Genomic DNA, 25,596 nt, shown 5'->3' with positions numbered 1-25,596 from the left:
CGCGGCGAAGAACCTGCCCTGCCCAATCTAGGCACGTACGTAACGACGATCAATGAATTGCCGAAAATGCGTGCTACCTGCCGCGCGGCGCCGCCATCAGGCCCGTCGCGACCGTCGTCTTCCCGTCGGCCGGCGACGGCGCCGCGACCACCGGCCGCGACCACCAGGCGCGGGATCACCACTCGATGCCCCGCTGGCCCTTCTGCCCGGCGTCCATCGGATGCCGGACCTTGCCCATCTCCGTCACCAGGTCGGCGGCCCCGACCAGCGCGTCCGGCGCGTCCCGCCCGGTGACGACGACATGCTGGACGCCCGGCCGGGAGGTGAGCGTCTCCACCACGTCGTCCGGGTCCAGCCAGCCCCACTTGAGCGGGTAGGTGAACTCGTCGAGCACGTAGAAACGGTACGTCTCCGCGGCGAGGTCCCGCTTGATCTGCGCCCAGCCCTCCCGCGCGGCGGCCGCGTGGTCCTCCTCGGTGCCGGGCCGCTGGATCCACGACCAGCCCTCGCCCATCTTGTGCCAGGCGACCGGCCCGCCCTCGCCGCTGTCGCCGAGCACCCGCAGCGCGCGCTCCTCCCCGGTGCGCCACTTCGCCGACTTCACGAACTGGAAGACCCCGACCGGCCAGTCCTGGTTCCACGCCCGCAGCGCCATCCCGAACGCGGCCGTCGACTTGCCCTTCCCCGGCCCGGTGTGGACGATCAGCAGCGGCCGGTTGCGGCGCTGCCGGGTGGTCAGCCCGTCGTCGGGGACGGACACCGGCTTCCCCTGAGGCATCTCAGGCCACCTTCCCAGGAGACGGCGCCGTTGTCCGGACGAGGTAGCCGAGCAGCAGCAGCGCGGGCAGCGCGAGCAGCCGGGGAACGAATCGGGGAAGGGGGATGGTGCGGGCACTGAGCGTGCTCACGGAGCCTCCATGGGGATCTAGCGCGTCCCGGACAGTGAGGTCGCGGTCACCCGAGCGACCTGGCTCCCGGGATCGTCGTCCCGGATACAGTGGCGCGTCCGCACCGGCATCTAACCGGATTTCCCTCGGGCAACCGTGAATCAAGCGAACCGTAGGGTCTGCGCCCACCCCTGTCAACGCAGTGGAGCGGGCGGGTTTCACAGGGGAAGCGGGGAACGAGGTGACAACACGGCGGACGGGCTGGAAGGCTTTGCGTCCGGGCCGGCGCACTCGGGTCAGCGCGGCACAGGGACGGCGAGGAGGCGACGGCTGTGACGGTGTCGATGGTGAAGGGCCAGCGGATCTCGCTGGAGAAGCCCGGCGGCGCGCTCAGCATGGTCCGGATGGGCCTGGGCTGGGACGCGGTGAAGAAGAAGGGGTTCTTCGGTTCCCGCGAGCGGGACATCGACCTCGACGCGTCCTGCGTCCTGTTCGCCGACCAGAGCCTCGCGGACGTCGTGTACTTCGGCAAGCTCGTCAGCGACGACGGCTCCGTCCGGCATACCGGCGACAACCTGACCGGCGCGGGCGACGGCGACGACGAGTCGGTCATCGTCGACCTGAACCGCCTCCCGGTGCACGTCACCTCGCTGGTGTTCACGGTCAGCTCGTTCAACGGCCAGACGTTCAACGAGGTCGAGAACGCGTTCTGCCGGCTGGTCAACGAGATGGACGGCGGTGAGCTCGCCCGGTACACGCTGACCGGCGGCGGCGCCCACACCGCGATGGTGATGGCCCGCATCTACCGGCACGGCGGCGCCTGGAAGATGAACGCGATCGGCGAGCCCTGCCACGGCCGCACGTTCCAGGACATGCTCCCGGCGATCGCGGCCCACGCCTGACGCCGATGACCGAACTCGCCCGCGGCGCCAACGCGGCACTGACCGCCCGGCGGGTGACCGCGACGGTCTCCAGCGCCGTGCCCGTCGACGTCAGCGCTCTGCTCGTCGGTCCCGACCTGCGCGTCCGCTCCGACGCCGACCTGGTGTTCTTCAACGCCCCGCAGGCCGCGGGCGTCCGCTGGTCGGACACCGGCGGCCAGCACGTCGACCTCGACCTCGACGCGGTCCCCGCCGAGGTCGCCGCGGTGCTCATCGCGGTCAGCCTCGCCGGGGGCACCTCGTTCGGCCCGGAGCCGCCGCGGGTGGTCCTGACCGCCGGCGGCGCGGTGGCCGCCGCGTTCACCGCCGCCGGCCTCGGCCCCGAGCAGGCGATCATCGGCCTGGAGGTCTACCGCCGCGCCGGCGGGTGGAAGGTGCGCGCCGTGGGCCAGGGCTACGCCGGCGGCCTGGCCGAGCTGGTCGCCGCGCACGGCGTCGAGGTGGACGACCCGGGCACCCAGCCACCGCCCGCACAGCCACCACCCCCGCGGGCGCCGCAGCCGCCGCCCGCGGCCGTACCGCCACCGATGCCGCCACCCGTGCCGCCACCCGCACCGCCGCCGCCTCCGCCGCCCGATTCGGAGGTCGACTACCTCGAACGGTGCTGGCTCGTCTGGGAGGACGCGAGCCGCTCGCTGGCCGCGTTCCGCGCCGCCACCGAGCACGCGCTGACCGTCCGCAACGAGGAGATCTCCGGGCGGCGGCCCCGCGGCCGCTTCGACGAGCTGATGGCCACCGCCGACCAGCGGCTGCGCGCCGACGCCGCCCAGCTCCGCGACGAGCTGGCCCGGGTGGAGCCGCACGTCGAGGCGGAGGTCGCGCCGTTCGACGCGCCGTCCTGGCTGACCTGGCGGCCCCGCACCGACCTGGCCGGCGGGGTGCTGCTCGGCCGGCTGTCCACGGCCGAGCTGCCGGACCTGCGCATCCCGCTGGTGCTGCGGCTGCCGTGGCGCCGCGCCGTGTGGGTCTCCCAGGGCACCATGCCGGGCGACTCGGCCGCCTACGCCTGGTCGCTGGCGACCCGGTTCCTCGCCGCGGCACCGCCCGGCCTCGTCGGGCTCGACGTCATCGACGGGCCGGGCCTGTCGGGCGCGGGCTGGCTGCAGGGCTTCGACCCGGCGGTGACCTCCCGGCTGCTCGGCGGCGGCGTGGCCGTCGGCACCGGCGCGGCCGAACGCGTCCGGCGCCTGCTCGACCTGGTCGACCTGCGCCGCATCGGCGGCGAGGACCTGCCCGGCGGCGGCCCGCCCGTCCGGCTGGCGGTCATCCTCGACGCCGGCGCCGCGCTCGACGGCGACGGCGCGCACGGGCTGCTGCGCCTGGTGGAGGACGGCCCGGCGGCCGGCGTCCCGGTGCTGCTGGTGGAGACCGACACCCCGGCCGCCGAGTCCGTGCGCGCCGTCCGGCTCCGGCAGGCGTGCAACAACCTCCCGTCCAGCCCGGACGCCATCGCCGACTCCTGGGTCGGCACCGACTGGACGCTCAGCCCCGACGTCCTCCCCGACGCCGCCGGCGCGCAGGCCCCCGCCCTGTTCGCGCACGTCCTCGGCCTGCACGCCCGCGCCCTGGCGTCCTACGACTAGCCCCCGCACCCGAGTTCCGCGCCCGAGCCCGGCACCTGACACGCGCGCCCGGCGGTGACGCCCCCGCTACCCCGCGGGTAGGGCTTATGCGCCGCCGCGTCTGTTGCCGACTCGGCACACCCGTCGCAGCCTTGAGTGGCCATCTGACTACCGAATGTGACGGCGGGTGCGCGGCCGGTGCGCCGGTCCGGCGCGCCGCCGGGCGAGGGGACGCGCATGGGCGAACGGCCTGGCGGGATCGGCGGCCGCGCGGTCGCGATCGTCGGGGTGGGGTGCCGGCTGCCGGGCGGCATCACCGGCCTGGACGGCCTGTGGGCCGCGCTGGAGCGCGGCGACGACCTGGTCGGGCAGGTGCCGCCGGAGCGGTTCGACGCCGACCGGTTCGTCGACGAGCGGATGCCGCGGGCGAGCCGCAGCTACACCCGCGCCGGGGGCTTCCTGGCCGAGGACCCGGGCGGCTTCGACGCGGCCTTCTTCGGCATCTCGCCCAAGGAGGCCGCGGCGATGGACCCGCAGCAGCGGCTGCTGCTGGAGACGGCGGTGGAGGCGCTGGACGACGCCGGCATCGACCCGGCGTCCCTGGCCGGGTCCGACACGGGGGTGTTCATCGGCATCTCCGACCCCGCCTACGGGGTGATGCAGATGCTGGAGCCGTGCGGGATCGGCCCGTACACGATGTCGGGGTCGACGCTGTCGATCGCGTCGAACCGGCTGTCGCAGGTGTTCGACCTGCGCGGCCCCAGCATGAGCATCGACACCGCGTGCTCGTCGTCGCTGCTGGCGGTGGAGCGCGGCTGGCGGACGCTCGTCGAGGGCCGGAGCCGGGTGGTGCTGGCCGGCGGGATGCACCTCCTGCTGAGCCCCGGCTCGTTCGTGGGGTTCAGCCAGGCGTCGATGCTGTCGCCGACCGGCCGGTGCCGGGCGTTCTCCGCGGACGCCGACGGGTTCGTCCGGGCCGAGGGCGGGGGCCTGGTCGTGCTGAAGCGGCTGGACGACGCGCTCGCCGACGGCGACCGCGTCCACGGGGTGATCGTGGGGGCGGGCACCAACAACGACGGCCGCACGTTCGGGCTGTCGCTGCCCAGCCCGGACGCGCAGGAGCAGCTGCTGCGGCAGGTGTACGCCGACGCCGGCGTCTCGCCCGACGACGTCGTGTACGTCGAGGCGCACGGCACCGGGACGCCGGCGGGGGACCCGGCCGAGTGCCTGTCCCTCGGCCGGGCCCTCGGCGCGGCCCGCTCCGGCGGCCCGCTGCCGATCGGGTCGGTGAAGTCGAACATGGGGCATCTGGAGCCGGCGTCCGGCATGCCGGGCCTGTTCAAGGCCATGCTGGTGCTGCGGAAGCGGGTGGTGCCGCCGACCCTGCACGCCGGCACGCTGAACCCGGCCATCGACTTCGACGGGCTGGGGCTGCGCGTGGCGACGCGGCCGGTGCCCCTGGACGGCGCCGCCGCCCGCCCGGTCGCCGGGGTGAACTCCTTCGGGTTCGGGGGCGCCAACGTCCATGTCGCGCTGACCGTCCCGCCGCCGCCCGAGGAGGGCGACGAGCACGGCGGGGCTCCGGTGCGGGCGCTGCCGCTGGTGGTGTCGGCGCGGACGCCGACCGCGCTGCGCGAGGCGGTCCGCCGGTCCGCCGGGGCGCTCGCGTCGGCCCCCGATCACGACTTCTACGACCTCGCCTACACCTCGTGCCGGCGCCGCGGCATGCACCCGCACCGCGCGGCGGTCGTCGCGGACTCTCCCGCCTCCGCCGCGCACGCGCTGACCCGCCTGCTGGACGGCGACGAAACCGGCGGAACCGAAGCGTCGGAAGCCGAGGACGGCGCGGCCTCGGACGGGGAGGCGGCCGGCGGGGAGGCGGCGTTCGCCGAAGCGGTGGAGCACGGCCGCGTCGCGCTGGTGTTCTCGGGGAACGGCGCGCAGTGGGCGGGAATGGCCGCCGACCTTCTCGACGAGCCGGTCTTCCGCGAGGCGGTCGAGGCGCTGGACGCCGAGCTGGCGCCGCGGCTGGGCTGGTCGGTCCTGGAGGAGCTGGCCGTCCCCGCCGAGCGGTGGTGCCTGGCGGCGACGGAGGTCGCGCAGCCCCTGCTGTTCGCCGTGCAGGCCGGGCTCACGGAGATGCTGAAGGCGGCGGGCGTGCGGCCGGGCTGCGTGCTGGGGCACAGCGTCGGCGAGGTCGCCGCCGCCTACGCGTCGGGGGCGCTGTCGCCCGCGCAGGCGGCCCAGGTGATCGCCGAGCGGAGCGCGGCGCAGGCGCGGGCGCGCGGCCGGGGGCGGATGGCGGCCGCCGGCCTGTCCGAGGACGCCGCCCGGCGCCTGCTGGACGGCCGTCCCGGGGTGGAGGTCGCGGCGGTCAACACCGACCGCGACGTCACCCTCGCCGGTCCGGAGGACGCGCTGGCCGCGCTCGGCGAGGAACTCGCCGCCGGCGGTGTCTTCTTCCGGATGCTCGACCTGGAGTACCCCTTCCACAGCTCGGCCATGGACCCCGTCCGAGACGACCTGCTGGAGGCCCTCTCCGGGCTGCGGCCCGGCCGCACCCGGATCCCGCTGGTGTCGACGGTGACCGGCGGCCTGATGGACGGGTCCGGCCTGACCGCCGCGTACTGGTGGCGGAACGTCCGCGAACCCGTCCGGTTCGCCGCCGCCGTCGAGCGTGTGGCGGACGAGGGCTGCGACGTGCTGGTGGAGGTCGGGCCGCATCCGGTGCTGCGGTCCTACCTGCGCCGCGTCGCCGGCAGGACGGGCCACCGGACGGCCGTCACCGCGACGCTGCGGCGCGGGGAGCCCGGCCCGTCCGGCATGCGGGCGGCGGTCGCGCACCTGGTCGCGTCGGGTGCCCGCCTGGACTGGGACCGCCACTTCCCGCGCCCCGGCCGCGTCCGGCCGCTGCCCGCCTACCCGTGGCAGCGCGAGCGGTACTGGATCGGCGGCCCGTCCACCTGGATCGCCCGGCTCGGCGACCCGGCGGTCCAGCATCCGCTGCTGGGCGAGCGGCTGCCGATGCCGCACCCCGCGTGGGCGGCGGAACTCGACCCGGGGCGGATCGGCTGGCTGCTGGACCACAAGGCGGGCGGCGCCCCCGTCATGCCCGCGACGGGCTACCTGGAGATGATGGCCGCGGCGGGACGGCTGGGGCTGCCGGAGGCGTCCGGCGCGGTCGAGGTCGACCGGGTCGACATCGGCCGGGCACTGGTGCTGTCGGCGGCGACCGGCACCGAGCCGACGCGTGCGAGCACCACGCTGCACCCGGAGACCGGCGTGGTCGTCGTGGCGGGCGCCGAGGACCGCGTCAGGCAGCCGCGGGAGAACTGCCGGGGACGCGTCCGCCGCCTGCTGCGCCCGGCCCCGCCGCCGGTGGACGTCGCGGACCTGCGCGCCCGTATCAGCGAACCGGTCGACGTCGCCGACTTCTACGCGCGCGCCGCCAGAGGCCACATGGAGTGGGGGCCGCAGTTCCGCGTTCTGACCGGCCTGTGGCGAGCAGGCAAGGAGATCCTCGGCTCCTATTCGTGCGACGCGCAGGAGGACGGCTCCTACGGGGCGCATCCCGTCGTCCTGGACAGCGCGCTCCAGGCCGGAGTGGTGTGGCTGGTGGACGAGATGCTCGGGGGCAGGCACTACATGCCCGCGGCGATCGCGTCGCTGCGGCTGTGGAGGCGCCCTTCCCCGCAGGGCCTCCTGCACGTCCGGGAACGTTCGCGGTACGAGGACGAGGTCTGCTGGGACATCACCATCACCGACCGCGACGGCAATGTCAGCGCCGAGATCCTCGGCTGCCGGCTGCGCGCCGTCCGGGGCATCGCGACCCGGGTGACCCGGTACGAGACGGTGCTGCGCGCCGCGCCCCGTCCCGGCGACCGGAGCGCGGCGACCGGCGAGGCCCCCGTGGCGGAGCCGCGCCTGCTCCTCGACGAGGCGGCCGGAACCGCCGGCCGGGCCCTGGAGGCGTGGCGCGAACTCGACTACCCCGGGTTCGCCGCGCAGGCGGAGGAGGCGTTCGCGCACGCGGTCGCCCACGCGCTGCGGGCGGTGGACGCCGGGGGCCGCGCCCGGCCGTTCGACCCGCGCGAACTCCTCCGGTCCTTTCCCGCGCCGGAGCACCGGCGGGTCCTCGAAGCCGCGCTGCCGCTGCTGGAACGGCACGGCCTGCTCGGCGGGCTGGGCCCCCGGCAGCTCCGCTGGGCGGCCCCGCCGGCCGACCTGGACGCCCTGCACGCGAAGCTGGTGTGGCGCGGGAACGCCTTCGCCGCGCACGCCGCGCTGACGGTCCTCGCCGGCACGCACCTGCCCGAGCTGCTCGCCGGTCGCGAGACCGCGTCCGACCTCCTCTCCGGGGGCGGCGCCGACCTGCTGGAGCAGTTCCACCGCGCGGGGCCGCTGTGCGCCGCCGCCAACCGCGCCGTGCGGGCGGTGGCGGAGCGGATCGTCCGGCGGTGGCCCGCCGACCGGCCGCTGCGCGTCCTGGAGGTGGGCGCCGGAACCGGCGGGACCACCGGCGCGCTGCTGCCGGTGCTGCCCGCAGACCGCACCCGCTACACGGCCACCGACGCGGACGAGTCGGTCGTCACCCGGCTGCGCCAAAGGTTCAGCGCGCCCGATCATGCCGCGTCCGAGCTGGTCGAATGCGCCGTCCTGGACATCGACCGCCCGCCCGCCGAGCAGGGCGTGGCCGAGGGCGCGTTCGACCTCGTGGTCGCGGTGAACGTGCTGCACCTGGCGGCGGACGTCACCGCCGCACTCGACCACGCGCGCTCCCTCCTGGCACCGGGCGGGCTCCTGCTGGCCGCCGAACCGCACCGGCTGGGCGCGCTGCTGCCGGTCTTCGGCCTCCTGACCGACTTCTGGCGCTTCACCGACCGCGACGTGCGCCCCGACTCGCCGCTGCTGCCGCGTGAGCAGTGGTCGGGGCTGCTGGTCGACGCGGGCTTCACCGCCATCGCCGCAGCAGACGACGGAGGAGAGTCCGATGCCGGAGACTTCTCCGTCCTGCTGGCGGCGGCCCCGCAATCGGCGGCCCCGCGGCCGGTGGCGCAGGACCGGCCGCCGCGGGCCGAGGAGGGGGACGCCTGGATCATCGCCGCCGAGGACGGCACCGGCGTGCCCGGCGCGCTCGCGGACGTTCTGCGGGACCGCGGCGCCCTGGTCGCCCGGTCCGGCCTCGGCACCGACCCCGGAGACTGGGCGCTGAGAGTGCCGGCAGGCGCACGAAGGGCTGCCTTCTGCGTCGTCCTGGACGGCGCACAAGAGACCACCGGATCCCCTCCCGACCCGGCCGCGGAGGTGGAGCGGATCACCCGGCGGATAGCGGCGCTCCGCGCCATCGTGCTGGCCTGCGAGCAACTGCCCCACGACCTGGACGTCTCGGTGTGGCTCGCCACCCGCCCCAGCGGCGCCCTCCCGGACACGGGCGAGCCGCGAGCCGAGACGCATCCGCAGGACGCCGCCCTCTGGGGCGCCGCACGCTCCCTCGGCAACGAGCACCCGAACCTGCGGGTCCGGCGCGTCTGCCTGACCCCCACCGGCGACCCCGTCCGGGACGCCGATCGCCTGGCGGCGGAACTGCTCGCGCCGGATGACGAGGACGAGATCGTCCTGACCCCCGGCGGCCGATTCGTCCCGCGCCTGCGAGAAGCGCCGGCGGCGACCATCCCGTCCCCACCCCCGCCCACCGCTCCCGGGGACGGCTTCGAGCTCGCGGTCCACGACCCGGGACGGACGTTCACCCTCGACTGGCGGCAGGTCCGCAGGCCGGAGCCCGCCGCCGGCGAGATCGCGATCGAGGTCCGCGCGGCCGGGCTCAACTACCGCGACGTGATGCGCGCGAGCGGCCTGCTGCCCGTGGAGGCCGTCGAGGCGGTGCACGGATGGCACGAGCTCGGGCTGGAGTGCGCCGGGGTCGTCGCCGCGGTCGGCGACGGCGTCACCGGCGTCGAGCCCGGCGACCGGGTGCTGACCGCCGGCCCCGTCGGCATCGGCGGCCACACCGTCGTCCCCGCCTGGATGGCCATGCCGATCCCCGACGGGCTGACCTTCACCCAGGGGGCCACCCTGCCGATGGCGTTCGTGACGGCGACCCACTCGCTCATCCACTGCGCGCGCGTGCGGACCGGCGAGACCGTCCTGGTGCACGGCGGCGCCGGCGGCGTCGGCCTGGCCGCGCTCCAGGTCGCCCGCGCCTGCGGGGCCCGCGTGATCGCCACGGCCGGTTCGACCGCCAAGCGCGACCTGCTGCGCGCCCTGGGCGCCGAGCACGTGCTGGACTCGCGGAGCCTGCGCTTCGCCGACCGGGTCATGGAGCTGACGGACGGGCGCGGCGTCGACGTCGTGCTCAACTCCCTCGCCGGGGAGGCGATCACCCGCGGCCTGGAGGTGCTGCGGCACGGCGGCCGGTTCATCGAGCTCGGCAAGCGCGACATCTTCGAGAACAGGCCGCTGCTGCTGCGCCCGTTCGGCGACAACATCTCGATGTTCGGGGTGGACGTGGGCACCCTGCAGTGGAAGGACCCCGAACGCGCGGCCCGGGAGATGGCCGCCTGCCGGCCGCTGCTGCGGAGCGGCGGCGTCACCGCGCTGCCGCACACGGTGTTCCCCGCCGCCCGGGTGGACGAGGCGTTCGCGCTGATGGCCTCGTCCCGCCACCTCGGGAAGATCGTCATCTCGTTCGCCGAGCACGACGAGCCGTTCGGGGTGCGGCCCCGGCGGACGGTGCCGGCCCTGGACCCGGAGGGCACCTACCTGGTCACCGGCGGGCTGAGCGGGTTCGGCGCCGCCACCGCCCGCTGGCTGGCCCGCCGCGGCGCCCGCCACCTGGCCCTGGTCGGCCGCCGCGGCGCCGAGTCGCCCGAGGCGCCCGGCCTGCTCGCCGACCTGCGCGCCCTCGGCGCCGACGCGCGCGCCCACGCCGCGGACGCCGCCGACCGCGCCGCGATGGAGCGGATCGTGCACGGCATGGACGCCCGAGGCCACCCGCTGCGCGGGGTCGTCCACGCGGCGATGCACCTGGACGACGCGCCGCTCGCCGAACTGCCCGACGACCGGATCCGCGCCGTCCTGCACCCCAAGATCGCCGGGGCGCTGGTGCTGGACGACCTCGCCGGCGACCGCGACCTCGACATGTTCGTCATGTACTCCTCCATCTCCGCGCTCGGCAACATCGGCCAGTCGGCGTACGCGGCGGCCAACCTGTACCTGGAGGCGCTTGCCCGCCACCGCCGCCGGCGCGGCAGGACCGCGCTCACGGTGGCGCTGGGCGCGCTCGGTGAGACCGGCGTGCTGGCGCGCGATGCCCAGGGCGGGACGCTGGCGGCGGTGTTCGGCGGCGAGGCGACCCGCCCGGCGGAGGCGCTCGCCGCCATCGAGGACATGCTGGCCGAGCAGGCCGCCGTGGCCATGGTCGCCCGCTGCGACTGGGGACGGCTCAGCCAGGTCATGCCCGGCCTGCGGCGCCCGATGACGGCCTCGCTCCTGCCCGCCGGCCTGGACGAGGAGGGCACCGACCGGACGCGGGTCCTGGAGGAGCTCGCCGCCATGGACCGCGAGGAGGCCCTCACCTTCCTCGTCGCGGAGATCAGGCAGGTGCTCTCGGACGTTCTGCTCCTGCCGGCCGAGCAGATCGCGGTCGACCGCCGGCTCGACGAGTACGGCATGGACTCCCTGATGGGCGGGGAGCTGATGGCCTCCGTACGGACCCGGTACGGGATCGACATCCCGCCCCTGGAGCTCCTCCGCAGCGGCGGAACCATCGCCGACATCGCCCAGATCGTCCTGGTCCGCCTGGGCCTCTCCGCCACCGAAACGGCGGCACCACCGCCACCCCGCCCAAGGCAGCCCGAGCCCGACCTGGACGAGACCCCGGAAACGGCCTCGCTCGCGGCGGTCCCGACGGGCGGGACGAAGTGACCGGCGTGGGCGCGCCATGGACTCGCCTGGCGGCCGTGGCCGCGTACCTGCCGGAGACCACACTGGCCACGGCCGAGCTGGAGGACCGGCTCGCCGAGCGCAACCCGGGTCTTGACGTCCCGCGCGGCCTGATCCTCAAGGCCAGCGGGGTGAGGCGCAGGCATGTCGCCGCCCCGGAGGACGGGCCGTGCGACCTGGCCGTCCGGGCCTGCCGCAAGCTGCTGGACGGCGCCGGAGTCGCCCCCGCCGACGTGGACCTGCTGATCTACGCGGGGGTGTCGGCCGACGTCGTGGAGCCCGCCGCCGCGCACCTCGTCGCGGCGGCGCTCGGCGCCCGCTGCCCCGTCTTCGACGTGCGCAACGCCTGCAACGGCGTGCTGACGGCCATCGAGCTGGCCGACGCGCTCATCACCGGCGGCCGGTACCGGCGCGTGCTGGTCTGCTGCGGCGAACTGCCCAGCGCCATCACCCCGTGGCGCGTCGGGAGCGCCGAGGAGTTTTACGCCGTCGCGGCCGGCTACACCGTCAGCGACGTCGGCGCCGCCCTGCTGCTGGAGGCGGGGTCCGAACCCGGCGTGCTGGCGCACCGCTCCGCCGCCCACTCCGCCGCGTGGGAGGGCGCCGTGGTCCGCGTGCTGGACGCCTCCAGCGACCCGGCGACGCCGCCGCCGCACTACGGCCCGCTCATGGTCGACGCCCGCACCCTCCTGCGGGGCATCGAGAGCATCGACCCGGCCCTGTTCCGCAAGCCGCTCACCGACCTCGGCCTCACCTGGGACGACTGCGCGGCCGTCTGCGTCCACCAGGCGTCGCTGCCCATGCTGTGGAAGTTCTGCGACCACGCCGGGATCCCGCCGGGCAAGGTCGTGGTCTCCATCGTCCAGCACGGCAACATGGTCTCCGCCACCCTGCCCGTCCAGCTGGCCATGGCGGTGGAGTCCGGCCGCGTGCGGCGCGGGGACCTCGTCGCCCTCGTGGGCCTGGCCAGCGGGGTCAGCGCCGGAATCGTCCTGGCGAGGTGGTGACCGTGATCCAGGAGCGGTCCCCGGCCGTCAGCCCGCTGTACCTGCGCGCGGGCTGGTGGCGCCACCGGCGGCCGGACGCGGTCGCCTGCCGCTGCCCCGGCGGCGAGACGACGACGTTCGCGCAGCTGTCGGACCTGGTCACCGAGACCGCGGCGGCGCTGGCCCGCGCCGGGGTGCGCGAGGGCACCCGCACGGCGGTGATGGTGCCGCCGGGGCCGCAGCTCTGGGCGGCCGTGCTGGCCCTGGCCCGCCTGCGGGCCGTCCCGGTCCTGGTGGACCCGGGCCTGCCGTTCGGCGAGATCCGCCGGTGCCTGCGGCGGGCCCGGCCGGAGGCGTACATCGCGATACCGCGCGCCCAGGCCGCGCGGCTGCTGCTGGGCTGGGCCAGGAGCGCACGCATCGTCGTGACCGTCGGCCCCCGGTGGCTGTCGTGGGGAGCCCGCATGGACGCCCTGCGCGAGGCCGCGTCCGGTGACCCGCGGGAGTGGCCGGAGCCGCGGCTGGACGACGTCGCGCTGATCGGCTTCACCTCCGGCTCGACCGGGCCGCCCAAGGGGGTGCCGCTGCGGCACCGGCAGCTCGCCGCGCAGCTCGACGCGCTCGCGGCGCTGGACGTCCTGTCGCCCGGCTCGGTGATGCTGTCGGCGTTCGCGCCGTTCGCCCTGGCCGCGACCGCGTTCGGCGCGGCCGCGCTCGTCCCGGACACCGATCCGCGGCATCCGGGCCGCGCCGACCCGGCGGCGCTCAGCACCGCCGTCCTGCGCCACGGGGTGACCGCGATGTTCGCGCCGCCCGCGGTGCTGGACCGGCTGGCCCGCCACTGCCTGGACCGCGGCATCGTCCTGGAGCCGCTCCGGCACGTGCTGGCCGCGGGCGCGCCGCTGCCCGCCGGCACCCGCGAGCGGATGCGCGCGGTGATCCGCGACCGGGCGCGGCTGCTGTCGGTGTACGGGGCGACCGAGTGCCTGCCGGTCGCGGCGATCGAGAGCCGCGAGCACGCCGGCACCGACGCGGCCACCGCCGCCGGGGCCGGGACCTGCCTGGGGATGCCGCTGCCCGGCGTCCGGGTGCGCGTCATCCCGGTCAGCGACGGTGTGATCCGCCGCTGGAGCGAGTGCCTGCCCGTGCCGCCGGGCGCCCTCGGCGAGATCGCCGTGTCGGCCCCCACGGTCGCCGACCCCTACCTGGACGATCCCGCCGCGACCGCCCTTGCGCGCATCCCCAGCGGGGGCGACTGGCACCGCACGGGCGACCTGGGCCATATCGACGAGCAGGGCCGGCTGTGGTTCGCGGGCCGCAAGTCCGAACGGGTCCGGACCGCCCGCGGCGACCTGTGCACCGAGCAGGTCGAACCGCTCTTCGCCGACGTCCCGGGGCTGCGGCGGGCCGCGCTGGTCGGGGTCGGGGCCGCCGGGGCGCAGCGCCCGGTGCTGGTCGTCGAACCCGTGCCCGGACTCGGCCGCCGGGAACGCCCCGGCCTGATCGAGGCGGTACTGGACGCGGCGGGGGAGCGGGCGCCGGACGCCGGGATCCGCGACGTCCTGCTGCGCCGCGACCTCCCCATGGACGCCCGCCACCACAGCAAGATCCGCCGGCATGAGCTGGCCCGCTGGGCCGCCCGCAGGCTGGAGGGGAGCGGCCGATGAAGGTCCTGGTCACCGGCGGCGGAGGGTTCCTCGGCGCGGCGGTCTGCCGGCGGCTCGCGGCACGCGGCGACACCGTCCACGCGCTGCAGCGCCGCCGCTCGCGGGAGCTGGACGAACTCGGCGTCGTCCAGCACCTGGCCGACATCCGCGACCGGGAGGCGGTCGTGGCCGCCGCCGACTGGTGCGACGCGATCGTCCACTGCGCCGCCAAGGCCGGGGTGGGCGGGCGGCGCCGCGAGTACGAGCAGATCAACGTGGACGGGACCCGGCACGTCCTGGCGGCGTGCGCGCGCGTGGGCGCCCGCCTGGTCTACACGTCCTCGCCCAGCGTGGTGCACGACGGGCGCGACCTCGAAGGCGCGGCCGAGTCGCTGCCCTACGCCCGCCGCTTCCCGGCGCATTATCCCCGCACCAAGGCCGCCGCCGAGGGACTCGTCCTGGGCGCCGCGGGCCGGGGGATCCCCGCCGCCGCGCTGCGCCCGCACCTCATCTGGGGCCCGGGCGACCCGCACTTCCTCCCCGGCCTCGCCGCCGCACGCTCCCGCCTGCGCCTGATAGGAGCAGGCGACAAGAGAATCGACACCGTCCACATCGACAACGCCGCCGACGCGCACGTGCTCGCTCTCGACCGGCTCGCCCCCGACTCACCGGTCAACGGCCGCGCCTACTTCATCACCCAGGGCGAACCGGCCCCCTTCGAGCGATGGATCAACGGGCTGCTGGAGGCCGCCGGACTCCCGCCCGTGACCCGCCGCGTGCCGGTGGCCGCCGCGATGCTGGCCGCCACGGCGCTGGAACTGCTCTGCGCGCTGCCCGCCGTCCGCGCCGAACCGCCGCTGACCCGCTTCCTGGTCGGGCAGGCGTCCACGGCGCACTGGTTCGACATCTCCGCGGCCCGCCGCGACCTCGGCTACACCCCGTCCGTCAGCACCGCGCAGGGATTGGCGCGCCTCGCCGATCACCTGGCCGAGCATCCCCTGGGAGCAGTCAGGTGAGCTTCTTCCCCGGCTACCGGTTCGACTCGCACTGGTTCACCCACCCCGGAGGCCTCGACCAGCACTACGTGGACGTGGGGGAGGGGGCACCGGTGCTGTTCGTCCACGGCAACCCCACCTGGAGCTACATGTGGCGCCGCCCGGTCCTGGCCTTACGCGACCGGTTCCGGTGCATCGCGCCCGACCACATCGGCATGGGCCTGTCCGACAAGCCCGACGGCGACCGCTACGCCCACACCCTCGCCGCGCGCATCGACGACCTCGACGCCCTCACCACCCACCTCATCGCCGACCAGGGCGCCCCCGCCACCGGCTGGACGCTGGTGATGCACGACTGGGGCGGGCCGATCGGCATGGGCTGGGCGGCCCGCCATCCGGGGCGGGTGTCCCGCCTCGTCGTCCTGAACACGGCCGCCTTCCCCAACCCGCACGGCACCAGGGTCCGCCCAGCGCTCCGCATCCCGTTAGGAGTACTGCGCGGCGGCCTCGGAGGTGCCCTCTTCCTCCGGCACAACGCGTTCGTCAGGCTGGCGACCGTCCCGCCCTTCGGCGTCCGGAGACCGCTCCCGCGCGCCGTCCGCGCGGCCTACCTCGCACCGTCCGACCAGCAGGGCGGACGCCTCGCGATCCAGCGGTTCGTGCACGACATACCGCTGAAGCCCGGTGACCCGTCCTGGTCGCTGCTATGCGGGATCGGCGACTCCCTGGACCGGTTCGCCGACCTGCCGGCACTGATCGCCTGGGGGCGCCACGACCCCGTCTTCGACCCCGCGTTCCTGCGCGAGTGGCGGACCCGCCTGCCGGGCGCCCGCGTCCGCCTGTATCCGCACGCGGGCCATCTCGTCGTGGAGGACGCCGGCGACGACCTGCTGATCGCGCTGCGCCGCTTCATGCTCGAATGACCGGCGGCGTCCAGGCGAACCCCCAGGCAGCGCCGACGATCGCCATCAGCGACCCGAGCAGCAGCCCGCCCAGGTTCGACAGCACGAACGCGACGAGCGCGGCCATCACCACCAGCACGGCGATCACGTCGCGCGGACCGCCCCAGCACAGCCCCGCGCCCATCGCGATCAGGAACACCCCCACGAGGAAGCCCCCGTACCCGCCCGCGCCGCCGTTCACCACCAGTCCCACGCCCGCCACCGGCACCAGCAGGATCTCCAGCCCGGCCGCCGCGACCAGGCAACTCGCCCCGAACGGCCGCGCCCTCCGCCACCGCGTCAGAAGCATGCCGGGACGTCCCGCCCGATGGCGACCTTCAGCCCCGTCACCTGGAACGTCCCGCCGGCCACCATCCACGAGTCGACCTTCACGTGCTCCACCGTGAACCCCTGCGCCCCGACACCGTAGTCACCGGCCCGCCCGCCCAGCGTCCCCGCGTCCTTGTTGAGCACCAGAGACCCGAAGTCGACATCGGCGTCGATGCTCCGCGCCGAGATCGTCAGGCCCTTCACTTGCGCCGGCCGCGCGGAATCTCCAGCACTGAGCCGCACGACGTAGCGCCCGAGCGGAGTGTCCACGACCGACGACTGGCACAGCCCGTAGACGGCGGCCGACCGCATGGTCAGCGACAGCACCTGGTGCCGCTCACCGTCCGCCGTCCGCACCACGGCGGGATACAGCCCGAACCCCTGCCCGGACAGCCGTTCCGCGGAGACCTGCATGCTTCGCCCCGACAGCGCGAACGACACCGGCACCGTCCCCTGCGCCATCCCCACCCCCAGCACGCCCAGCGCACCCAGCGAGGGAACCAGCATCAGCACGAACCGGCGCCACCTGACATTGCCCATCCGGCACCGCCTCCCGCGCCGAAGGTACAACAACGAGCAATCAGAGAACAACTCAGAGTAATCAAAGTGGAAAGACGTGCGCTTTATCACGACTTGTGGCGCCCTTTGCAGAACGCGCCCCCGAACTTGCATACGGTGACGGGATGGCGAACGCCATCCACCGGCAGCGGGTCCTCGATGTGGCGACCCGCCTGTTCAGCGAACTCGGCTATGACGGCACGTCGATGCGCCTCATCGCGGACGCCATGGGCACCGAGCCCGCGGCGATCGTGGAGGCGGTCGGCGACAAGCGCGCGCTCTACCTGGAGGTGATGGACCAGGCGTTCGAGTCGGAGCGGGCGATGCTCGAGGCGGTCGTGGCGCGGGCGGAACCGGGCCGGACCGCCGTCCATCAGATCGTCGACGCGTACCTGGACTTCCACGTCTCGCACCCGAACCGTTCCCTGTGGGCGCACCGCTGGATCGACGACGCCGCCGACATCACGGAACTGGAGGACCGCTACGCCCGCCCCCTCCTGCACTTGGCAGCCCGCAAGATCCGCGACGCGGTTCCCCCGGACGTCAACCCGTACTACCTGCTGGGCACGATGGTCTGGTGCGTCCACGGCTTCCTGGGCTCAGGCGTCCTAGGGCCCAAGATGGGCATGCGCCGCTCCGACGACCCGGAAACCGTGGCCGAGTTCCGCCACCACCTACACGTCCTGATGGACCGCCTACTAGCCCCCGGCAACAAGGACACCCAAGCTCAATAGCGCCCCAAACCACGCACCCGAGCCCACCGTTCCCAGGAAGCTGAGCCGGCAGGGGGCAAGGGGCGAAGCCCCAAACCACGCACCCGAGCCCACCGTTCCCAGAAACCTGAGCTGGCAGGGGGCAAGGGGCGAAGCCCCAAAACGCACCCGAGCTCAGCCTCACCAAGAACCTGAGCCGGCAGAAAAGAAGAAGCCCCAACCCACCCCAGCGATTGACGACGAGCTGAGCCGACAAGGGGGTGTGGGGGGCGGAGCCCCCCACATCGGGGGTCCGGGGGTCGCCCCCCGGGCAAACACGACGAAGGAGTGGCGGCGAGGAGCCCCCAGGCTCCGAGCACACCACTCCCACTCCGAAGTGGGCGATACTGGGATTGAACCAGTGGCCTCTACCGTGTCAAGGTAGCGCTCTCCCACTGAGCTAATCGCCCTTGTGCGTGCTGCGAGGTGGAGACGGGATTTGAACCCGTGTACACGGCTTTGCAGGCCGTTGCCTCGCCTCTCGGCCACTCCACCAGAGCGAGACCTGATGGGGCCTCTCAGAGCGGACGACGGGATTCGAACCCGCGACCCTCACCTTGGCAAGGTGATGCTCTACCAACTGAGCCACGTCCGCGTGCCGGTCCGGGAGTCGCCTCCCGGGCTCGCATGGACAACTCTAGCGGAATCCCGGAGCGTTTGCGTACGGAGCGGCGTCGGACTCGGTGAGCTCGGCGTGGAGGGTGTTCCAGAAGTCGAGTTCCTTGTCCTCTTCGAGGTGGGCGATGCGGCCCCAGAACTCGCGGTCCTCGGCTTCGTGGGCGGCGGCGAGGGAGAGGGCGGGCATGAGGGTGGTGCCGGCGTCGGCGGCGTCGAGGTCGGCGGGGGTGACGCCGGCGGGGAGGGCGACGGGGGTGGAGGGGCGGTGGTGCTTGCCGCGCTTGCGGACGCGGATCGGCGGGGCGGTGGGGGCCTTGGCCGCGGCGGCGCGTCCAGCGGCGAGGGCGACGGTGCCGCAGAGGATGAAGGCGAGGATGCCGCCGAGGACGACGTCCTGGGTGGGGAGCTGCTCGGCGGGCGCGTTGTGCTCGGTCTCGTGCGCCTGGGCGCCGGTGGCGGGGGCGCCGACCTTGTCGACGGTGGGGGCGGGCGCGGCGTGCTTGGGGGTGTACTTCGCCGCGACCTTGATCTTGGACGGGTAGCCGAAGCCGACGACGGTGTCCATGTCGCGGGTCTTGCGCATGAGCTTGTAGCCGTCGGCGTTGCCCTCGATGGTGTGGAGGGTGCGGCCGTCGACCTTCTCGACGATGCCGACGTGGTCGATCTGGTCGATGTCGCCGGAGCCGTTCCAGTCGTAGAAGACGATGGCGCCGGGTTCGGGGTCGTGGCCCCAGGCGCCGTTCTTCTTGAACCACTGGGCGTGGTCGACGGTGGAGGCGAACTGGCCGGCCTGGTCGGTGACGTGGGCCTTGTCGGCGGCCCAGGCGAGGAACATGTCGCACCAGGGGGCGGTGGAGAAGTACTCGTCGTGGTCGCCGTCGACGTTCTTGCGGTACCACTCGCCGAACTTGGTGTACCCGTCGCCTTTCTCGGTGTAGCCGAGTTCGGTCTTGGCGATGTCGAGCAGCTTCTTGCCGATCGGGTCCATCTCGCTCCCTGCGCCTCGCTCGTTCGGGCAGGGGTGCGCCCGACCGGGGGACGGAACGCGCCCTGCTCCACGTGCCCTGCTGCACGCGCCCCGCTCCAATGGTCACGTTCCGATCTCGACGGAATGTAGCCGAGGTAAACGAGGGGCGGCAAGCGGTTCCCGGCAAACGGTCAAAACGGACTACTCAGTAGTAGCCACGCGGGAGGACGGTGACCGGACACGGCGCCGCGCGCAGCACCTTGAGCGCCACCTCGCCCAGGAAGACGCGGTGGGCGGCGGCGTCCTCGCTGGACGCGCACACGAGCAGCTCGCCCTCGGACCAGTCGACGTCGTCCAGCGCGTCGGCCACGTCGTCGCCCTCGGCGAGCTCGGCGGACACCTCCTCCGGGAGGAGGTCGGCGGAGTCGAGGGCGAGCCGGATGGCGAGCGCCAGGTCGTCGCGGAGCGGCTCGCCGGCCACGTCCCCGACGGCGAGGGTGACGAGGCGGAGCGGCACCTCCAGGCGCTCGGCGGCCTGCGCGGCGCGGATCACCGCCTCCTCGCACTGGGGCCGCCGGACGTACATGACCGTGATCCGGCTCGGCTCGTCCGGCGGGGTGTAGCCGGACGGGGCGAGCATCACGGCCTCGGTCGCCGAGTGCAGCAGGTGGTCCGCGGCGGCGCCGACGCCGATGCGGCCGCGGGCGCCGCCCTCGGGGGAGCCGACGACGATCAGGTCGGCGCCGATCCGGCTGGCCAGCACGGTGAGCCCGCGGCCGACGCTGCGCCCCTCCTGGACGATCAGGTCGGCGGGCTGGTCGTCCAGCTGGTCGGCGAGCTGGTCCAGCGCGGCCCTGGCCTCGCCGGCGGCGGCGGGCAGGTCCGGCGGGTGGACGGTCGCCACGCTGAGCCGGCCGCCGGTCAGCGCGACGATGCCGCGCGCGAGGTCCAGGGCCTCCCGGCCGCCCGCGTCGGGCACGTAGCCGGCCAGGACGTGTTCACCGATCATGTACCCGAGCATTCCCCCGGGGCGGCCCCTCAGACCAGATGGGATTTGAGGTAGTTTTTCCTGGTTGTCACTCTTTGGGGGGATTTTCATGGGTGTCGAGGTTTCGGACCTCGAAGCCGGCCGCTGGAGCATCGATCCGGTCCATTCCGAGATCACCTTCACGATCCGGCACCTGATGACCACGGTGCGGGGCTCGTTCCTCGACTTCGGGGGCGAGGTCGTGATCGGCGAGGACCCGCTGGACTCCACCGCGCGCGCGGAGATCCGGATGGCCTCGATCGACACCCGCAGCGCCGAGCGCGACGAGCACGTCCGCTCCGCCGACATCCTGGACGTCAAGCGCCACCCCGTGATGATGTTCACCGCCACCGGGGTCGAGCCCGCCACCGTCGGCCGCCGCGCCCGCTCGCCCCGCTACCACCTGGACGGCGAGCTGACGATCAAGGACGTGACCCGCCCGGTCCGGCTGCTGACCGAGTTCCACGGCGTCGGCTCCGACCCGTGGGGCGGCACCCGCGCGGGCTTCACCGCGACGGCCGCCATCAGCCGCCGCGACTTCGGCATCGAGTTCAACGTGCCGCTGCAGGGCGACCGGGTCATGCTCGGCGACGAGATCACCATCGGGCTGGAGATCCAGGCCGTCCTCGCCACGGCCGACACCCCCGCCTGACCGCGCCCCGGCCGCCCCCGCGAGGCCGGGACGCGGGAGTACCCGGCCTAGACGGCCGTCCGGGCGAGCCAGTGATCCAGCAGGGACGCGTCGCCGGTCACCTTCAGCTCGTCCGCTTCGGCCGGAGCGAGCCGCCGGGCGAACACCAGCAGGAGGTCCCGGACGGGCCCAGCGACGGTCACGTCCGCGCCCTTCTCGCCGCCCCTGACGCTCTCGCCTTCCGGGCCTTCCGGGCCTTCCGTGAAAACCGGCCCGTCCGGAGTGCGGGTGACCAGCCAGCCCGGCAGGGACGCCTCCGCGGGGCGCAGGTGCAGCGTCTCGCCCGTCCCGCGCAGCTCCGCCAGCTCCGGCTTGTACTCGGCCGCCGTCGGCGCCGTCAGCAGCCCGAGGAACTCGGTGATCACGTCCGCGGCGAGGTCGGGCGCCACCGTGAACGGCGCGCCCGCGGCCAGCGCCGCGTCGGCATGGTGGACGACGGACTCGTTCGCCATCCGCCGCAGCCACCTGACGGTCGGCCACGGTCCGAGCATGGGATGGGCGACGGTCTCGTCCGGCTTCGCCTCGACGGCGGCGATCAGCTCCTCCGCGCCGCCGCGCAGCCAGCCGGACCAGGCGGCCGGGGAGTCCGGGACCGTGCGGGGCAGGCCGTCGACGACGTCGGTGCGCCCGGTCCGCACCAGATCGGCCGCCCACAGGTACGCCTGGCCGACATGCCCGACCAGGTCCTGCAACGTCCATTCCGGACAGGTCGGCACCCGCGTGGACGGGACCGGTCCCGACGCGGCCTCCGCGAGCCCCCGGGCATGCTCGCGCAGGCCCTCCTTGATGCGTCCGGCCTCCAGCACGTCGTCTCCTCTCCGCGGGTCTCCCTTGGGCGCTCGTAAGGTAGGACCTCCAGCCTGCTGGAGGTTCAACTGGTTGTGAGCGAAGACACAACGCTGGGGATCGGCGACCTGGCGGCGCTGACCGGGGTGTCCGTGCGCACGATCCGCTTCTACTGCGACGAGGGGCTCCTGGAGCCGGGACGCAGCGCGGGCGGGCACCGGCGCTTCGACGCCGCCGCGGTGGACCGGCTCCGGTTCGTCCGGCGGCTGCGCGCCCTCGGGCTCGGCCTGCCCGCCGTCACGTCCGTCCTCGCCGGGGAGCGCTCGCTGGAGGAGGCCGTCGCCGCCGAGCGCCGCTCGGTCGACACCGAGCTGGCCGCGCTCGCCTGGCGCCGCGCCTCCCTCCGCGCCGTCGAGCGGACCGCGCCGGCCGACCGCGCGGCGCGCCTGGACCTGCTCGCCGCCGTCCACGACGGCCCCGCCGCGAGGGACGTCCTGCTGGACTTCTGGCGCCGCCGCATCCTGGTCCCGCTGCCGGACGCGGCGGTGCGCGAGTTCCTGGAGCGCAGCGTGCCGGAGCCGCCCGCCGACCCGACGGCGGAGCAGGTCGTCGCCTACGCCGGGATGGTCGCGGTCGCGAGCGACCGGCCCCTGCTGCGCGAGCTGCGCGCCCTCGGCCGGGTGAACGCCGACCGGGTGCGCGACGAGCCGACCCTGATCACCGGCCTCGGCGAGGCCGTGGCGCTGGCCGCCCCGCTGGTCGCCGAGGGCGCCGAGCCCCGCCCCGGCCACGCCCTCGACCTGTTCGTCGCGGCGCACGCGGCCGGCCGGGACGAGCGCGACACTCCCCGCTTCCGCCGCGACCTGCTGCCCGCCGTCGCCATGGAGCAGGACGCGCGGCTCCGCCGGTACTGGACGCTGTTCGGCGAGGTGACCGGCGAGCCCGCCACCGCCGGAACGATCAACACCTGGCTGGTCGACGCGCTCGAACGCGACGTCGCGCGCGCCGCCGCCTGACGCTCCGGCTCCCGGACGCACTGGCCCCCGGACGCACTGGCCCCCGGACGCACTGGCCCCCGGACGCACTGGCCCCCGGACGCACTGGTCGCGGACGGAATAGGAGACCGCCCGGCGGGGTTCCGCTAGAATGGTTGAACGTTCTACTACTTCGGAGGCCGGCATGCAGTTCGGGATCTTCACGGTCGGCGACGTCACGCCCGACCCGACCAGCGGCCGGGTGCCGACGGAGGCGGAGCGGATCAAGGCCATGGTGGCGATCGCGCTCAAGGCCGAGGAGGCCGGCCTGGACGTGTTCGCGACCGGCGAGCACCACAACCCGCCGTTCGTGCCGTCCTCCCCGACGACGATGCTCGGCTACATCGCGGCCCGCACCGACCGGCTCATCCTGTCCACCGCGACCACGCTGATCACCACCAACGACCCGGTGAAGATCGCCGAGGACTTCGCGATGCTCCAGCACCTCGCCGACGGCCGGGTGGACCTGATGATGGGACGCGGCAACACCGGCCCCGTCTACCCCTGGTTCGGCAAGGACATCCGGGACGGCATCGCGCTCGCGATCGAGAACTACCACCTGCTGCACCGGCTCTGGCGCGAGGACGTCGTCGACTGGGAGGGCAGGTTCCGCACGCCGCTCCAGTCGTTCACCTCGACGCCGCGCCCGCTGGACGGCGTCCCGCCGTTCGTCTGGCACGGCTCGATCCGCAGCCCGGAGATCGCCGAGCAGGCCGCCTACTACGGCGACGGCTTCTTCGCCAACCACATCTTCTGGCCGACCGAGCACTTCCAGCGGCTCATCGGCCTCTACCGGCAGCGCTTCGAGCATTACGGGCACGGCTCCGCCGACCAGGCGATCGTCGGCCTCGGCGGGCAGGTGTTCATGCGCAGGAACTCCCAGGACGCCGTCCGCGAGTTCCGCCCGTACTTCGACAACGCGCCCGTCTACGGGCACGGCCCGTCGCTGGAGGAGTTCACCTCCGAGACGCCCCTGACGGTCGGCAGCCCCCAGCAGGTCATCGACAAGACCCTGACGTTCCGCGACCACTTCGGCGACTACCAGCGCCAGCTGTTCCTCATGGACCACGCCGGGCTGCCGCTGAAGACCGTCCTGGAGCAGATCGACATGCTGGGCGAGGAGGTCGTCCCGGTGCTGCGCAAGGAGTTCGAGGCGCTGCGCCCGGCGCACGTCCCGGCGGCCGCCCCGACCCACGCGTCCCGCCTCACCGAGGAGGTTCGATGACCACCCTCGCCGTCGTCTCCGCCGGGCTCGGGCAGCCGTCCTCGACCCGGCTCCTCGCCGACCGCCTCGCCGCCGCGGCGGCCGGGGCGCTCGGCGCGGACACCGCCGTCGAGACGATCGAGCTGCGCGACCACGCGCACGCCATGGTCGACGCGACCCTGACGGGCTTCCCGTCCGGGGCGTTCCGCGACGCCGTGAAGACGGTGGAGGGCGCCGACGGCCTCATCGCCGTGACGCCCGTGTTCAACGCGTCCTACAGCGGGCTGTTCAAGACGTTCTTCGACGTCATCGAGCGGGACTCGATGGAGGGCAAGCCCGTGCTGCTCGGCGCGACCGGCGGCACGGGCCGGCATTCGCTGGCCATCGACTACGCGATGCGGCCGCTGTTCGCCTACCTGCGCGCGACCGCGGCCCCGACCGCCGTCTACGCGGCGTCGGAGGACTGGGGGAGCGGCGAGACCGGCCTGCCCGACCGCATCGCCCGCGCCGGCGCCGAGCTGGCCGCGCTGGTCCGGGCCCGCCCCGCCCCGGCCCGGGAGGACCTGTACGAGAACCCCGTGCCCTTCGAGCAACTCCTCTCCGGTCGCTGATCACCCTATTTAAGGGTTGGCTTATATAAGCGAAGGCTGTAGCTTGGGATCCGTGCACGCCTTCGACGTCCTGGGTGACCCCGTACGGCGCCGGATCCTGGAGCTGCTCGCCGACGGCGAGCGGTCCTCCGGTGAGATCACGGCCGTCGTCCGGGAGGAGTTCGGGATCTCCCAGCCCGCGGTGTCGCAGCATCTGAAGGTGCTCCGCGACGGCGGGTTCGCGGTGGTGCGGGCGGAGGGGACGCGCCGGCTCTACGCCGTCGACTCCGCTCCGCTGCGGGAGATCGACGCCTGGCTCGACCGGTTCCGCCGGTTCTGGACCCCGCACCTGGACGCCCTGGCGACCGAGATCGCCCGCGGCAGGCGCGCACGCCGAAACGACTCAGGGAGCGAGCCATGATCGAAGTCACGGGGCAGATCAACGCGGTCCGGCGCACGGTCGGCGAACGGGTCCTGGAGGCCGGGACCGCGCGCACCGCGATCGTCAGCCAGGTCTACGACACCGACGTCGAGGACCTCTGGGACGCCGTCACCAGCGCCGAGCGCATCCCGCGCTGGTTCCTGCCCGTCTCCGGCGACCTCCGGCTCGGCGGCCGCTACCAGCTCGAGGGCAACGCGAGCGGGACGATCGAGCGCTGCGACCCGCCCAAGAGCTTCGCCGCCACCTGGGAGTACGGCGGCCAGACGTCCTGGATCGAGGTCCGCCTCGCGCCGGAGGCGGACGGCCGGGCGCGGTTCGAGCTGGAGCACATCGCCCACGTCGGCGACGACATCTGGGAGCAGTACGGCCCCAGCGCCGTCGGCATCGGCTGGGACCAGGGCCTCCTCGGCCTCGCCATGCACCTCGCGACCGGCGCGAGCGCCCCGGACGAGGTCGGCCCCGAGTGGTCCCTGTCGGACGAGGGCAAGGAGTTCACCCGGCAGAGCGGCGAGCTCTGGTTCAAGGCCCACGTCGCCTCCGGCGCCGACGAGGCCGCCGCCCGCGCCGCCGCGGACCGCACCATCGCCATGTACACCGGCGAGGAGGAGTGACCTTCCGGACATGACGCCGCTCCGGCGTCCCCGGCCCGGCGCCCGCCCGCCCTGGAACGGGCTCTGCCCCGGCTTTCCCGGACCTTG

21 protein-coding genes and 3 tRNA genes are annotated in these 25,596 nt (G+C 74.4%); 14 read left to right on the top strand and 10 right to left on the bottom strand.

Going from position 1 to position 25,596, the window contains the following annotated elements; translation table 11 throughout:
• Window positions 1-175 precede the first annotated feature (175 nt).
• Both cobO and CHF16_RS41915 read right to left on the bottom strand, forming a co-directional pair.
• Window positions 176-778: a cob(I)yrinic acid a,c-diamide adenosyltransferase gene (cobO, locus tag CHF16_RS23620; protein ID WP_089328289.1), complete on the bottom strand. Its 603-nt coding sequence runs from the start codon at window positions 776-778 to the stop codon at window positions 176-178.
• 1 nt (window position 779) lies between these two features.
• Window positions 780-908 (bottom strand): hypothetical protein, encoded by a 129-nt coding sequence (locus CHF16_RS41915; RefSeq protein WP_281259383.1) that lies wholly within the window; start codon window positions 906-908, stop codon window positions 780-782.
• A 311-nt stretch (window positions 909-1,219) separates the two neighbouring features.
• Between CHF16_RS41915 and CHF16_RS23615 the strand changes: the two genes are divergently transcribed.
• The 7 genes from CHF16_RS23615 (at window position 1,220) to CHF16_RS23585 (ending at window position 15,881) form a co-directional block, all read left to right on the top strand.
• Window positions 1,220-1,789, top strand: coding sequence for a TerD family protein (locus tag CHF16_RS23615; protein WP_089328288.1), 570 nt, complete (start codon window positions 1,220-1,222; stop codon window positions 1,787-1,789).
• Between the two features lie 5 nt (window positions 1,790-1,794).
• Window positions 1,795-3,411: a TerD family protein gene (locus tag CHF16_RS23610; protein WP_089328287.1), complete on the top strand. Its 1,617-nt coding sequence runs from the start codon at window positions 1,795-1,797 to the stop codon at window positions 3,409-3,411.
• 216 nt (window positions 3,412-3,627) lie between these two features.
• Entirely contained in the window at window positions 3,628-11,313 is a 7,686-nt protein-coding gene (locus CHF16_RS23605) for a type I polyketide synthase (RefSeq protein WP_089328286.1), read from the top strand.
• Window positions 11,314-11,348: 35 nt separating this feature from the next.
• Entirely contained in the window at window positions 11,349-12,338 is a 990-nt protein-coding gene (locus CHF16_RS23600) for a 3-oxoacyl-ACP synthase III family protein (protein ID WP_218826801.1), read from the top strand.
• A 2-nt stretch (window positions 12,339-12,340) separates the two neighbouring features.
• The gene (locus tag CHF16_RS23595; RefSeq protein WP_179271666.1) at window positions 12,341-13,984 is read left to right on the top strand and encodes a fatty acid CoA ligase family protein; all 1,644 of its coding nucleotides are present in this window, start codon (window positions 12,341-12,343) and stop codon (window positions 13,982-13,984) included.
• Window positions 13,981-14,979 (top strand): NAD-dependent epimerase/dehydratase family protein, encoded by a 999-nt coding sequence (locus tag CHF16_RS23590; protein ID WP_089328284.1) that lies wholly within the window; start codon window positions 13,981-13,983, stop codon window positions 14,977-14,979. Before CHF16_RS23595 ends, CHF16_RS23590 begins: the two co-directional genes overlap by 4 nt.
• Window positions 14,976-15,881, top strand: coding sequence for an alpha/beta fold hydrolase (locus tag CHF16_RS23585; RefSeq protein WP_218826800.1), 906 nt, complete (start codon window positions 14,976-14,978; stop codon window positions 15,879-15,881). The genes CHF16_RS23590 and CHF16_RS23585 overlap by 4 nt, the downstream gene beginning before the upstream one ends.
• On the opposite strand, the gene CHF16_RS23580 is transcribed toward CHF16_RS23585, so the two are convergent.
• The gene (locus tag CHF16_RS23580; protein ID WP_089328283.1) at window positions 15,868-16,209 is read right to left on the bottom strand and encodes a DUF6114 domain-containing protein; all 342 of its coding nucleotides are present in this window, start codon (window positions 16,207-16,209) and stop codon (window positions 15,868-15,870) included. The two genes, CHF16_RS23585 and CHF16_RS23580, sit on opposite strands and share 14 nt — an antisense overlap.
• The gene (locus tag CHF16_RS23575; protein ID WP_089328282.1) at window positions 16,200-16,769 is read right to left on the bottom strand and encodes a DUF6230 family protein; all 570 of its coding nucleotides are present in this window, start codon (window positions 16,767-16,769) and stop codon (window positions 16,200-16,202) included. Before CHF16_RS23575 ends, CHF16_RS23580 begins: the two co-directional genes overlap by 10 nt.
• A 143-nt stretch (window positions 16,770-16,912) precedes the next feature.
• On the opposite strand from CHF16_RS23575, the gene CHF16_RS23570 reads away from it, so the two are divergent.
• Entirely contained in the window at window positions 16,913-17,521 is a 609-nt protein-coding gene (locus CHF16_RS23570; protein WP_089328281.1) for a TetR/AcrR family transcriptional regulator, read from the top strand.
• Between the two features lie 356 nt (window positions 17,522-17,877).
• On the opposite strand, the gene CHF16_RS23565 is transcribed toward CHF16_RS23570, so the two are convergent.
• From CHF16_RS23565 to CHF16_RS23545, 5 genes are all read right to left on the bottom strand, one after another.
• Window positions 17,878-17,949 (bottom strand) — tRNA-Val (locus CHF16_RS23565).
• A 14-nt stretch (window positions 17,950-17,963) separates the two neighbouring features.
• A tRNA-Cys gene (locus CHF16_RS23560) sits at window positions 17,964-18,034 on the bottom strand.
• A gap of 27 nt (window positions 18,035-18,061) precedes the next feature.
• Window positions 18,062-18,134 (bottom strand) — tRNA-Gly (locus tag CHF16_RS23555).
• 42 nt (window positions 18,135-18,176) lie between these two features.
• Window positions 18,177-19,145 (bottom strand): CHAP domain-containing protein, encoded by a 969-nt coding sequence (locus CHF16_RS41910; RefSeq protein WP_089328280.1) that lies wholly within the window; start codon window positions 19,143-19,145, stop codon window positions 18,177-18,179.
• A 184-nt stretch (window positions 19,146-19,329) separates the two neighbouring features.
• Window positions 19,330-20,133 carry a universal stress protein gene (locus CHF16_RS23545; protein WP_089328329.1) on the bottom strand — a complete coding sequence of 268 codons (804 nt, stop codon included), beginning with the start codon at window positions 20,131-20,133 and terminating at the stop codon, window positions 19,330-19,332.
• An 88-nt stretch (window positions 20,134-20,221) separates the two neighbouring features.
• Between CHF16_RS23545 and CHF16_RS23540 the strand changes: the two genes are divergently transcribed.
• A complete protein-coding gene (locus CHF16_RS23540) occupies window positions 20,222-20,803 on the top strand; it encodes a YceI family protein (RefSeq protein WP_089328279.1) in 582 nt (193 codons plus the stop codon).
• A 47-nt stretch (window positions 20,804-20,850) separates the two neighbouring features.
• Here the strand turns inward: CHF16_RS23540 and CHF16_RS23535 are convergent, their stop codons facing one another.
• Window positions 20,851-21,648: a maleylpyruvate isomerase family mycothiol-dependent enzyme gene (locus tag CHF16_RS23535; RefSeq protein WP_218826799.1), complete on the bottom strand. Its 798-nt coding sequence runs from the start codon at window positions 21,646-21,648 to the stop codon at window positions 20,851-20,853.
• Window positions 21,649-21,723: 75 nt separating this feature from the next.
• On the opposite strand from CHF16_RS23535, the gene CHF16_RS23530 reads away from it, so the two are divergent.
• The 5 genes from CHF16_RS23530 to CHF16_RS23510 all read left to right on the top strand — a co-directional run bounded on the left by CHF16_RS23530 (window position 21,724) and on the right by CHF16_RS23510 (window position 25,509).
• Window positions 21,724-22,644, top strand: a complete 921-nt coding sequence (locus tag CHF16_RS23530) for a MerR family transcriptional regulator (protein WP_218826798.1) — start codon at window positions 21,724-21,726, stop codon at window positions 22,642-22,644.
• 163 nt (window positions 22,645-22,807) lie between these two features.
• The gene (locus CHF16_RS23525; protein ID WP_089328278.1) at window positions 22,808-23,887 is read left to right on the top strand and encodes an LLM class flavin-dependent oxidoreductase; all 1,080 of its coding nucleotides are present in this window, start codon (window positions 22,808-22,810) and stop codon (window positions 23,885-23,887) included.
• Window positions 23,884-24,477 carry a CE1759 family FMN reductase gene (locus CHF16_RS23520; RefSeq protein WP_089328277.1) on the top strand — a complete coding sequence of 198 codons (594 nt, stop codon included), beginning with the start codon at window positions 23,884-23,886 and terminating at the stop codon, window positions 24,475-24,477. Before CHF16_RS23525 ends, CHF16_RS23520 begins: the two co-directional genes overlap by 4 nt.
• 52 nt (window positions 24,478-24,529) lie before the next feature.
• Window positions 24,530-24,877, top strand: coding sequence for an ArsR/SmtB family transcription factor (locus CHF16_RS23515; RefSeq protein ID WP_089328276.1), 348 nt, complete (start codon window positions 24,530-24,532; stop codon window positions 24,875-24,877).
• Entirely contained in the window at window positions 24,874-25,509 is a 636-nt protein-coding gene (locus CHF16_RS23510) for an SRPBCC family protein (RefSeq protein WP_089328275.1), read from the top strand. Before CHF16_RS23515 ends, CHF16_RS23510 begins: the two co-directional genes overlap by 4 nt.
• Window positions 25,510-25,596 lie beyond the last annotated feature (87 nt).

The organism is Actinomadura meyerae, assembly GCF_900188445.1.
Taxonomy (GTDB): domain Bacteria; phylum Actinomycetota; class Actinomycetes; order Streptosporangiales; family Streptosporangiaceae; genus Spirillospora; species Spirillospora meyerae.
This window is presented reverse-complemented; position numbering and strand designations above follow the sequence as displayed.